This is a genomic window from Paenibacillus sp. P4_A9 (assembly GCF_056402415.1).
On record NZ_JBFUHL010000023.1, the window covers coordinates 76,331 to 83,234 of the forward strand.

Genomic DNA, 6,904 nt, shown 5'->3' on the forward strand with positions numbered 1-6,904 from the left:
TGGCGTGCAAACTGGTGACAGTTTGCACGCCATTTTTGTATTTCAACCCTATCGGTTATTTCGTAGCTTTCCAAGCATCAATTTGTTTCTGCATTTCAGCAAGAATGTTGTCCAAGCCTGCTTTTTTCAACTTCGCGTTCATCGTTGGCAGTGTAGCATCTGGATCAGCAATACCCGTGATCAATCCAGCGTAGAATTCATCCACAACCGATACGGTTTGCGCCAATTCGCTCTTCACGTTACTTGGATCAAAGGAGAAGCCAAGAATTTTAGAAGGAATCGCTGCTGCATTCTTATCAGGACCTGCTGGGAACCATTTCGGCTGCGTTGCACTTGTACGGAACGAATTGAACATGTTGCCGTATTCCCAACCGGAATCCATCCAATAGCCGGCATTGTCTACTTTTTTGATCAAACCATCAGAAACCTTCGTATAATGCTTACCTTCAATACCGAAGCTCATCAAATTGAATAGTTCCGCATTGGAGTACATCAGGTTGTAGAACATCATCGCTCTTGCTGGATCCTTGGATGTGCGGGAGATCGCTGTCATTGTCGCTATAATGGAGCCTGTGCTCATATAAGGTTTAGAGAATTCGATAGCTGCTACATTCGCCGCTTCACCACCACCGAAGCGTTGTGCTTGGTTGGCTGCCGAATCTGGATTGATAACCGTGAACGTGGAGGATACGTATTTGCCTGCCAATTCATCTGAGTTCGTATCTTTAATCGTTGCTGCGTCTTTGCGAATAATGCCTTTGGAGTACCACTCGCGCATTTGTTTCAAAAAGGCCGTGAATTCCTTCGTCTCATACAAATTCACAACTTTGGAGGATGCATCGTCGATGCGAACTACACCCGGGTTCTTTTGCGAAAAATATTCAAGCCCGATGGCACTGCCGTAGTTACCCATCACATCCGTATCACCTTTTAAGCTGAATGGATATTTGTCTGGCTCAGACGCTTTTACTTTTTCAAAAAACGGCGTCAAATCGGCCAACGTCTTGAACTGATCGGCTTTAAATCCATATTTGTCTAAGGTCGTTTTGTTCATCAGCAGACCTGGTGTACGAGCCAGAACTTGGGTATTAATGATACCGTACAGCTTGCCTTTTACTTTCGCCGCATCCCACGCAGATGGAGGAACTTGCTTCAGAATGTCTGGACCGTATTTAGGCAACAGTTCCGTAATGTCGAGGAAGGCCCCTTTATTTACGTTTTGCAAATAGTCATTCGTCCAGTTGGATGTGAAAATCAGATCCGCTTTCTCTCCAGAAGCTGCAATCGCTTGCATCTTCTGATCATAAGTACCCCAATCAACCAGTTGAATGTTCAGGGTTGCGTTGATTTTCTCTTTGGTGATTTTGCTCATCGCATCCTGAACTAGCTTTGCATCCGGGAATACGGCTTGCGGCAAATACCAGGTAATTTCATATGGCTTAAGCTCCGCTGCTGCTGGACTTGCAGCTGCACTGCTTGCAGGTGTTGCTGCCGCACTACTAGCTGGAGAAGGAGATGCACTATTATTGCTGGAACCGCAAGCGCTGAGCAGCATGGAAAGGGACACGCAACTTACAATAACGGGGGACAACGCTTTAATTGTTCTATTTTTCATATGATCGAACCCTCCTGATTTCATGGTCAAAATGGTACTAATGGTACAAATGAAGCCATTTATTATCATCCGATCCGGATTCGGATTGACAAATATTATTGAACTTACACTCAGTTAGCCTTTAACGGCGCCAACTGTCAATCCTTTGATCAAGTATTTCTGGAAGAAAGGGAAAGCGAACAACATCGGGCCTGCTGCCAGAATGGCAATCCCCATACGGGAAGATTCAGCTGGAATCGCACTCATATCAATGCTGATACCCGCTTGCATATTTTTCGTCAAAAACTCGATATTAGACATGATTCGCTGCAAGTAGTATTGAAGCGGAATCAGATTCTCATCTTGGATATACAGCATGGCAAGCCACCAATCGTTCCAGTAAGCCAGTGCATAGAACAAGCCTACTGTAGCTAGGGCTGGTTTAGAAAGCGGAAGAACGATTCGCACGAAGGTGCTCAGTTCGGAAGATCCATCGATTTTGGCCGACTCAATAATTTCAAAAGGTAAACCATCCATAAAGCCCTTCATAAGCATCGTAAACCAAGCGCTGACGCCATAAGGAAGTATCAAGGCCCAAATCGTATCCTGCAAGTGTAAAACACTGGTCATAACCATATACGACGGAACCAATCCTACATTAAAGAGCAGCGTGAAGAAGACGAAGTAGCCTGTGATTCTGCTATATCGGTAATCCTTCCGAGTCATAATATACGCCAGGGAAGAAGTGAGTATCAAGCTTAACACGGTTCCGACTACCGTCACAAAAATCGTCACCATATAGGATTGAATCAGCGCCTTCGGCGTTTGGAAAATATACGAATACGCCATAAACGTAATGCGTTCCGGAATCAGCTGGTAGCCATACTTGGCAATGTCCCCATCGAAGGAGAGCGAGACCGAAATGACGTATAGCATCGGATAGATGAACAGGATGGATAGAACAATAAAGAATAGAATGATTAGCCAGTTATTTTCTGACTTTTTCTTGATAGATGAATTCACCGCCACCCTCCTCCCTAGAACATTGCATTCTCTTTATTAAATTTCCTGACCAGCCAGTTGGTCGTTACGACTAAAACCAGACCTACAACCGCTTGGTACAAGCTGGCGGCGGACGCCATGCCCAAATCTCCGACTACGCGTAGTGAGCGGAACACATACGTATCCACGACGTCTGTCGTCGCGTAAAGCATTCCCGCATCCCGGGGTACGAAGTAGAATAATCCGAAATCCGAGTAGAATATACGGCCCACATTGAGCATGAACAGCATCGTTATTAATGGCGTTATGAGCGGGATGGAGATCTTCCGAATTTGTTGTAATCGCGAAGCTCCGTCTATGGAAGCAGCCTCATAATAGCTGTTGTCGATCGACAACAGTCCCGTGAAGAAGATGATGGCGGTGTAGCCGACATTTTTCCATAAGTAGGTGAGTGTTAAAATAACGGGCCAATAACCCGGCTTACTATACCAGTCGATCGGGGCAAAATGGAACTGTTCCAACGTCTTATTGATCACGCCGAAGGATGGATTCAGCAAGATGTAACTGACGAAACCGACAACAACCCACGAAAGAAAATAAGGAAAGAACAGAATGGTCTGGAACAGTTTCACCCATCTCCTACCCAATTCAGCCAACAATAATCCGACGACTAAAGCGCAGGACATGCCCACCACGATAAACAATCCATTGAGTAGTAACGTGTTCCGTGTAATTCGGAAGGCGTCTTGCGAGTTGAAGAAAAACTTGAAGTTATTCAGACCTACCCAATCGCTTCCCCAAATGCCTTTGGCATAATTAATGTCCTTGAATGCGATCACAATGCCGTACATGGGTAAATAGTAAAAGATAAACACAACAATGACGGCCGGCAATCCGATCAAAAATAAGCTTCTTGCCTTCCTGAAATGCTTCGATTCCTTACGTATGGCTGAGAAGATTCCCAAGTATGCTACCTCCTTCTATCTGTGTTGCCTTGCGTCCTCTTTGCGATTTCATCATACGAAAGTAGGTAGGGAATTGGATACTGCTCATTTTTGCTGGGGTTAAAATGTACTGTACGATTTGAAAAACAGGGGAATTTTTACTTTACTTTATAAGTGGAAGGTGGCGGAAACCCTTATGGAATGGGGGTTTCCGGATTGAAGGAGGGTTATGAGGCTGAGTGAATAGTGCGGACGACTGAGTGCAATATCCGTCTGGAGAATGATCATAAATAACTGAGTATATAATACACTGTTTATATGATCCACAATTTAAAGGACGGGGAGATAACCATGAATAACTATTCCATTGAAGTTAACGGCTTACGGAAAAGCTTCGGCAAACAGACCGTGTTGGACGGCATTGATTTGATGGTGACGAAAGGAACGATTTTTGCTTTGCTCGGGCCCAACGGCGCTGGTAAAACCACACTGATCAACATCCTGTCGACGCTTTCCGAGCCGGACGCAGGGGGTGCACGCATCGAGGGTTACGACGTGATCGCTGACCGCAAGGCGGTCCGGGGCTCGATCTCTCTCACGGGGCAATTCGCTGCGGTGGATGAAGTGCTGACGGGACACGAGAATATCATCATGATGTGCCGGTTATCCGGACTATCTGCGGGCGAGTCCCGCATACGTGCAGCGGAGCTGCTGAAACAATTCGAGCTCGAAGAAGCGGCAGGCAAGCGTGTAAAAACCTACTCCGGCGGCATGCGCCGCAGATTGGATTTGGCCGTCAGCCTTGTCGTCAGTCGGCCGGTTCTTTTCCTCGACGAACCGACAACGGGTCTGGATACGGTTAGCCGACGTTCCCTTTGGGAGACAATATTAAAACTTAAGCAGCAAGGTATGACGATTCTGTTGACGACGCAATATTTAGAAGAAGCCGATCAGCTTGCAGACGAAATCGCCGTGCTGAATCACGGACGAATCGTCGCATCCGGTTCCGCCGAGTCCTTGAAAGCACGTGTTGGGGGTGAAGTTATCGAGCTCAGGAACCACAGGGACGAAGTCATTCAATCCATACCGACGAGCGGCAGTGTGCAGGATGTTCGCCACACGTTGAACGAGATCGGCCACTTGTGCCCGCCAGATACACGTATTTTCATTCGAAAGCCTAGTATGGATGATGTTTTTCTTGCGTTAACCACAACGGATCAGAAGGAGGTTTCGCTCGCATGAATGATACGCAACCATTGAACATTAACAATCTGCAATCTATGAACAACAACAATCTCCAGTCTATGCCAAAGCCCGCTACTTTCGCAGCAACCAACACCGTCTTCATCGGACGCAGCATCCGTCATAGCTTGCGCAACATTGAGTCGCTCATGATGGCCATCATGCTTCCCATTATGTTAATGCTGCTGTTTACCTATATATTCGGCGGTGCACTCGATCCGAGCGGCGACTACGTGAACTATGTTGTGCCGGGCATCATCCTATTGTGCGCTGGCTTCGGCTCATCCAGCACGGCTGTTGATGTTGCAACGGACATGACAAATGGCATTATCAGTCGGTTTCGAACTATGCCGATCAGCAGCATCAGCGTCATCACCGGTCATGTCGCCGCAAGCCTAGCTCGAAACTTGCTAGCTACGTGTATGGTCATCGGCGTGGCCCTGCTCGTTGGCTTTCGGCCGAATGCTACTTTCATAGAATGGCTCGGAGCTATCGGCATTATCATCTTGTTCATTCTGACGTTTACCTGGCTGTTCGCCGCGATTGGCCTCGTCACGGGCAGCCCCTCCGCTGCCAGCGGATACGGTTTCGCGCTGCTGTTCCTCCCTTATCTGTCCAGCGCCTTCGTCCCGACGAACACAATGCCATCTTGGATGCAAGGGTTCGCTAACCATCAGCCAATCACGCCGGTCATTGAGACGATTCGCGGACTTTTAACGGGTACGCCGGTGATGGATAACGGCTGGTGGGCCATCGGCTGGTGCTCAGCTTTGCTGGTGATTGCGATTGGCTGGTGCATCCTTGCCTTCCGCAGGAATGGCGGGAAATGAGTAATGCCAACACAAACATAAACTGGGTTGAACCAACGTATAGCATGTTCAGTTAGATAGCGTTATGCTATCATCTTATACCGTGGAAAAACTCGGAATATACCTGAATAACGCTATCGCATAGCGCTAATCACAGGAATAGCCTTCAACCTTTCTAGAAATAAAAACAGCGCCCCGGCTATTGCCTAGACGCTGTTTTTATTTCTAGGAAAGGGCTGCCCCTTACCCCTAACCCTCTTTTTTCTGCTTCAAATAATGCTCAATCCCGTCCAATATCCGCTCGAGTCCGAAATCCAGATCGTTGCCGATGGGATTTTCTACTTCGTCCGTATATGCACCTGCCATCAAGATCGGATACAAACTGGGAAACCGATCCGGCTTAACCAGCTGCTTAAGCGCTGCACCATAGGGAATGCCGCTAAACGCTTCCGGACTCGCACCATCGCGGATGGCCTTTTCCATATCCCGTGCTATAAGACCACATGCTCTTGAATAGCTGCTTACGAGCAATAGGAATGACATCTTTTCAAAATCGTTCAGCGGGAAATCCCGCATAATTCTAAGCGCCCAATCGATCACTTGAAGATTGTTTGGCGTGAGTGGAACGCTCGTAATCGGAATATCGCCATACCAAGCATGTTTACGGAACACCTCCACGCAAGCCCAGACGTATTCCCTCATCTCCTCGCGCCACGGTTTACGCGCCACTTCAGGAGGAATCGGAATATCGCAGATGGCCTCCTGCATCAGTACGAGCAGATCTTCCTTACTTGTGATGTAGCGATACAAGGACATCGTCGTATATCCCAACGATTGAGCCACTCTGCTCATCGACACGGCTGCAAGTCCATCGCTGTCGGCAATGACAATCGCCGCATCGACAATTTTTTTTATGCTAAGCTCGCCCTTCGGCCCCCTGCGGGACGGCTTTACAATTCCCCAGCTCAGAGCTACCCCTGACGGTAAGCTTTGAATCGTTGCTTCATCGATTTCGTCGCCGATCTCCATGTTGTCCCATCCTCCATCATCCTAGCAATTCCGAATTTGTATACATCGTATACAGTATATCATAATCACTTTTACACTGCTCGGATGAAGGCCGGGAAGGTAGTCCGTTCTGAGGTAGGTTACAGAGTTGTTTAACTGGAAAACTGCTCTTAGAATTAATAGTGGACGTCTCTTAGTGTAGAAGTAATAATAATCATAACTATAACTAAGAGGTGTCTGTCCATGAGCGATTCAAGACAACGATATAATGAAACTTTCAAACGTGAAGCTGTAAAGTATGTGCA

General features: G+C 47.3%; 6 protein-coding genes. 2 read left to right on the top strand and 4 right to left on the bottom strand.

Features of this window, described 5'->3' with window-relative positions:
• Positions 1-55 precede the first annotated feature (55 nt).
• From AC1DVJ_RS16455 to AC1DVJ_RS16465, 3 genes are all read right to left on the bottom strand, one after another.
• Positions 56-1,615 (bottom strand): DUF3502 domain-containing protein, encoded by a 1,560-nt coding sequence (locus AC1DVJ_RS16455; RefSeq protein ID WP_477592317.1) that lies wholly within the window; start codon positions 1,613-1,615, stop codon positions 56-58.
• A gap of 114 nt (positions 1,616-1,729) precedes the next feature.
• Positions 1,730-2,617, bottom strand: coding sequence for a carbohydrate ABC transporter permease (locus AC1DVJ_RS16460; RefSeq protein ID WP_477592318.1), 888 nt, complete (start codon positions 2,615-2,617; stop codon positions 1,730-1,732).
• A 14-nt stretch (positions 2,618-2,631) separates the two neighbouring features.
• Complete coding sequence (locus AC1DVJ_RS16465; RefSeq protein WP_477592319.1) at positions 2,632-3,561, bottom strand: ABC transporter permease; 930 nt, start codon at positions 3,559-3,561, stop codon at positions 2,632-2,634.
• A gap of 330 nt (positions 3,562-3,891) precedes the next feature.
• Between AC1DVJ_RS16465 and AC1DVJ_RS16470 the strand changes: the two genes are divergently transcribed.
• Together AC1DVJ_RS16470 and AC1DVJ_RS16475 are read left to right on the top strand one after the other, a co-directional pair.
• Positions 3,892-4,782 carry an ATP-binding cassette domain-containing protein gene (locus AC1DVJ_RS16470; protein ID WP_477592320.1) on the top strand — a complete coding sequence of 297 codons (891 nt, stop codon included), beginning with the start codon at positions 3,892-3,894 and terminating at the stop codon, positions 4,780-4,782.
• Positions 4,783-4,844: 62 nt separating this feature from the next.
• Positions 4,845-5,612 (top strand): ABC transporter permease, encoded by a 768-nt coding sequence (locus AC1DVJ_RS16475; protein ID WP_477592324.1) that lies wholly within the window; start codon positions 4,845-4,847, stop codon positions 5,610-5,612.
• Positions 5,613-5,840: 228 nt separating this feature from the next.
• On the opposite strand, the gene AC1DVJ_RS16480 is transcribed toward AC1DVJ_RS16475, so the two are convergent.
• Positions 5,841-6,620: a TetR/AcrR family transcriptional regulator gene (locus AC1DVJ_RS16480; protein WP_477592321.1), complete on the bottom strand. Its 780-nt coding sequence runs from the start codon at positions 6,618-6,620 to the stop codon at positions 5,841-5,843.
• Positions 6,621-6,904: the final 284 nt, after the last annotated feature.

Coding starts and splice junctions, on each gene's coding strand:
- AC1DVJ_RS16480 (WP_477592321.1), bottom strand. CDS start 6,620: ATGGAGATCGGCGACGAAATCGATGAAGCAACGATTCAAAGCTTACCG.
- AC1DVJ_RS16455 (WP_477592317.1), bottom strand. CDS start 1,615: ATGAAAAATAGAACAATTAAAGCGTTGTCCCCCGTTATTGTAAGTTGC.
- AC1DVJ_RS16470 (WP_477592320.1), top strand. CDS start 3,892: ATGAATAACTATTCCATTGAAGTTAACGGCTTACGGAAAAGCTTCGGC.
- AC1DVJ_RS16475 (WP_477592324.1), top strand. CDS start 4,845: ATGCCAAAGCCCGCTACTTTCGCAGCAACCAACACCGTCTTCATCGGA.